At 31.7% G+C, this 2,901-nt stretch carries 7 protein-coding genes; all 7 read left to right on the top strand.

All coding sequences use genetic code 11. The features are described 5' to 3' along the window. Positions 1 to 413 (top strand): hypothetical protein (locus Q0358_RS01355; RefSeq protein ID WP_299546228.1); only part of this gene is annotated, 413 nt, incomplete at its 5' end. Further along, positions 413 to 850, top strand: a complete 438-nt coding sequence (locus tag Q0358_RS01350; protein WP_299546226.1) for a hypothetical protein — start codon at positions 413 to 415, stop codon at positions 848 to 850. The genes Q0358_RS01355 and Q0358_RS01350, both read left to right, overlap by 1 nt. Further along, positions 847 to 1,269: a DUF1353 domain-containing protein gene (locus tag Q0358_RS01345; RefSeq protein ID WP_299546224.1), complete on the top strand. Its 423-nt coding sequence runs from the start codon at positions 847 to 849 to the stop codon at positions 1,267 to 1,269. Before Q0358_RS01350 ends, Q0358_RS01345 begins: the two co-directional genes overlap by 4 nt. 30 nt (positions 1,270 to 1,299) lie before the next feature. After that, positions 1,300 to 1,767 (top strand): hypothetical protein, encoded by a 468-nt coding sequence (locus Q0358_RS01340; RefSeq protein WP_299546222.1) that lies wholly within the window; start codon positions 1,300 to 1,302, stop codon positions 1,765 to 1,767. Further along, positions 1,768 to 2,121, top strand: a complete 354-nt coding sequence (locus Q0358_RS01335) for a hypothetical protein (RefSeq protein WP_299546220.1) — start codon at positions 1,768 to 1,770, stop codon at positions 2,119 to 2,121. Further along, on the top strand, positions 2,087 to 2,305 hold the full coding sequence (locus Q0358_RS01330) for a hypothetical protein (protein WP_299546230.1): 219 nt from the start codon (positions 2,087 to 2,089) through the stop codon (positions 2,303 to 2,305). The genes Q0358_RS01335 and Q0358_RS01330 overlap by 35 nt, the downstream gene beginning before the upstream one ends. A 307-nt stretch (positions 2,306 to 2,612) precedes the next feature. After that, on the top strand, positions 2,613 to 2,901 hold a 289-nt coding region (locus Q0358_RS01325; RefSeq protein WP_299546218.1), incomplete at its 3' end, for a hypothetical protein.

Here is a 2,901-nt window from a genome sequence, read left to right as displayed (position 1 = left end):
AGAAAAATCAAAACCCAACACTTTTAAAAGACTTTTTAAACGCAATAGAAGCTACTTTACAAGACTTTAAAGCCTTAAAGCTACAAGAGCTTAACAATGCTTATGAAAAAGCAATTTTAAGCTTGCAAAAAGAACACATTCCAACAAGTGAAATGCTAACTTTTGAAACACAAGAGAGAGAATCTAAAGATTATAAAGAAAGCGGATTTAGTGATACTTCCACTTGCCCTACAATGCAAATCATTGCACAAGCTAGGGGGATTGAACTTAGGGCGCTTTGTGAAAAAGCCTTAATTAAAGCAGAAATCTTTAGAAGCGCAAGCGCGCAACTAATTGGCAAAAGACAAGGATTGCAGGATTTAGTAGAAATTGCAGAAACTAAAGAAGATTTAAAAGCAATTAGGTGGGAGTAATGGAAAGCACACTTTTACATCCTGAAAGCGTAGGGCAAGCTTTAGAATTTGCGCAAAAGGTGGAATCTTTAGGGATTATTGGAATCTTTTTTATAATGCTTGCAGTGGCACTAGTAGGGAATTATTTCTTATTTAAGCACGCGATGGCAAATTGTGGTGGTATGAAAGAGATTTACCAAAGCTTGGAATCTCTAAGTCGTGCAATAGAAAAGACAAATGAAACGCAACGCTTAAGCATTGATATTATTAAAGAATTTAGCGATAGGGAAACAAAGCTTTTAAGAGAATCCCTAGAGAGAGAAACACAAACAATAAAAGAGTTTTTTGGTAACAAAATGGACGCGCTTTATGCTGATAGTATGGGGCATTTAGCTAGGATTGAAAGAGCAGTTATAAAAGATAATAAAGATAATAAAGATTGTGAGATAGTGTTATGAAAAATAAAGATTTAATTGTTAAAGTTATAAATGGAAGTCAGTTTGAGTTAATGGAAGATTTTGTTTTTTACTTCCCTATGCTTAATGGTTATAAAGATTACACCTTAAAAGTAGAAAAAGGATTTAAAACAGATTTTGGAAGTGTTCCACAAGCTTTTCAAAGTTTTATTAGTCCTATTGGAAAACCAACTAAGGCTTATGTATTGCACGATAGATTATGCGTTGCTAATGCTAAAGGTGAAATTTGGGAAAAGTTTTTCAATAAAGTTCCTAGAAAATACTGGGAAAAACCTATTACAAGAAAAGAAGCAGATAAAGTATTTTTAGAAGCTATGAAAGTTTTAGGAGTTGGAGTATTAAAGCGTTATACGATTTATTTTTATGTTAGGCTTTATGCGATACTAAAGGGATTAAGCTAAAATTAAATTATTAAAAATAAAAGGATAAAAATGGCAAGCTTAGAGAAAGTTTTAGAGTATATAACACCAAAGACCGCCGAATTTGAAGGCTTTAGCGCAAAAGTGTATAAATGTCCTGCTGGGTTTAATACTATAGGATATGGCAGAAATATAGAAGCAAATCCGCTAAATGCGCAAGAGTTAGCACAACTCCAAAATGGTGAAGTGAGCAAAGAAGTCGCGCTAGTTTGGTTAAAAGATGAGCTAGAGCGATGTTATTACCGCGCTTGCGAACTTGCTTGGTTTAGAGATTTAGACAATGTGGCTAGAGCGGGCGCTGTTGTAGATATGATTTATAATTTAGGGTTTTTAGGATTTAAAAAATTTGTTAAGTTCGGTGAAGCAATGCGGAAGCAAGATTACATTAAAGCGGTGCAAGAATTAGAAAGTTCAAAATGGTTTAAACAAGTAGGATTTAGGGCTAAGGCTATATCAAAAATTATTCAATTAGGCTGTTGAATGCTCTCTTTCTTAACCACTAACTACAAATCTATTTTAGGGGGGATTTTATCCCTTATATTAACATTTTTAGCATTAAAGGTTAGTTCCTTACAGGATGAGAATAAGAGTTTAAACGATAGTCTTAATAATGCTTTGAGTGCTAATAAGAATTTAGTATCAGAGCTAAATAGATTAAAATCAGAATATGAAAAAGCACAAAATGTTCTAGCAAATAGCAATAAAGAAAAATTGCTTTTAAATGATAAGATTAAGGCGATTCAAAATGAAACACAAAGCAAAGAGTATAATGCAAACCCTGTATTTATCAATGATTTTAATGATATTGTCAGCAGGTTGTGGGAGCAAAACTAAAACTATTACAGACCTTAGGGTAGAAAAAATCTACATCCCCAAAGAGTTATTAGAATTAGAGAAATTAGAGAAACCCAATATTAAAAATGAAAATGATGTTTTAAACGCTTACATTGAACTTTTTAAACATTATAAGAGTTGCGAAATTAATATTAAAAAAATCAAAGAATTAAATAATAATTAAGTCTTTCTTTTATAAAATAAAATGGGGTGCCAATGAATAATTTGTAAAAAAACTCAAAAAATTTCCGTTACTCCTTTGTGATCAATCAATGGCACCCCCTTTCTTTAAACTCCTTTTTAGCTCTTTTTCTATATAATTAACACGCATAAAAGCACAAAATGCTTTAAATCAAAATGCAATTTTGAACTTTTAAACAACGGATTTTTAAGGGGAGCCACCACCCCTTAAGTTCTAACCCTTTAATAGGTCCGACTCCCAAAGGTAACCTACACACCTTTCATCGGTCGGACTTATTAAGGGGTTAATGATGAATAAGTGTAGGAAACTTATTGTCTCCCTTAAATTTTTTTTCCTGAAATTATTAACAATGAAATTTTCAATTAGTATTAATCAGAAAGCAATTGTAGATAATGGTTTTAATATTAAAGGTTCATCACTAGAAACTTGGGCGCTATTAGATTTTTTGCTTTTTTTCCAAAATGCCAATAATCTCAAAAAGATTAATAAGGATGATAAATGTTATATTTGGATTAATTACAAATACATAATAAACAATTCCCCATTATGCCATTTCTATAACGCGAGTATTAAAAAAC

The organism is uncultured Helicobacter sp., assembly GCF_937893305.1.
Classification (GTDB): Bacteria; Campylobacterota; Campylobacteria; order Campylobacterales; family Helicobacteraceae; genus Helicobacter_D.
This window is presented reverse-complemented; position numbering and strand designations above follow the sequence as displayed.

Bases quoted from the DNA above. Each gene is read 5' to 3' on its own strand.
- Q0358_RS01350 (WP_299546226.1), top strand. From the start codon at position 413: ATGGAAAGCACACTTTTACATCCTGAAAGCGTAGGGCAAGCTTTAGAA.
- Q0358_RS01345 (WP_299546224.1), top strand. From the start codon at position 847: ATGAAAAATAAAGATTTAATTGTTAAAGTTATAAATGGAAGTCAGTTT.
- Q0358_RS01340 (WP_299546222.1), top strand. From the start codon at position 1,300: ATGGCAAGCTTAGAGAAAGTTTTAGAGTATATAACACCAAAGACCGCC.
- Q0358_RS01335 (WP_299546220.1), top strand. From the start codon at position 1,768: ATGCTCTCTTTCTTAACCACTAACTACAAATCTATTTTAGGGGGGATT.
- Q0358_RS01330 (WP_299546230.1), top strand. From the start codon at position 2,087: ATGATATTGTCAGCAGGTTGTGGGAGCAAAACTAAAACTATTACAGAC.